Origin of the sequence: Pseudomonas sp. CFBP 13727 (assembly GCF_014841915.1) — a bacterium.
Taxonomy (GTDB): Bacteria; Pseudomonadota; Gammaproteobacteria; order Pseudomonadales; family Pseudomonadaceae; genus Aquipseudomonas; species Aquipseudomonas baltica.
The window spans coordinates 1-292 of sequence record NZ_JACYUT010000016.1 but is presented as its reverse complement, the minus strand read 5'-3'; the positions used below and the strand labels follow the sequence as shown (position 1 = coordinate 292).

The 292-nt window shown below is 50.3% G+C and carries 2 tRNA genes; both read left to right on the top strand.

The annotated features are described in order from the left end of the window. The first annotated feature begins 2 nt into the window (after nucleotides 1-2). Nucleotides 3-79 (top strand) — tRNA-Ile (locus IFT76_RS20705). 5 nt (nucleotides 80-84) lie between these two features. Then, nucleotides 85-160: transfer RNA gene (locus tag IFT76_RS20700), tRNA-Ala, on the top strand. Nucleotides 161-292 lie beyond the last annotated feature (132 nt).

Genomic DNA, 292 nt, shown 5'->3' with positions numbered 1-292 from the left:
TTGGGTCTGTAGCTCAGTTGGTTAGAGCGCACCCCTGATAAGGGTGAGGTCGGCAGTTCGAATCTGCCCAGACCCACCAATTATGGGGCCATAGCTCAGCTGGGAGAGCGCCTGCCTTGCACGCAGGAGGTCAGCGGTTCGATCCCGCTTGGCTCCACCACCTTTGGTGCTCCATCGTTGTCAAAGCTTAGAAATGAGCATTCCATCGACTGATGGTTGAATGCTGATTTCTGATCTTTTTCAGAATCGTTCTTTAAAAATTTGGGTATGTGATAGAAAGATAGACTGGACC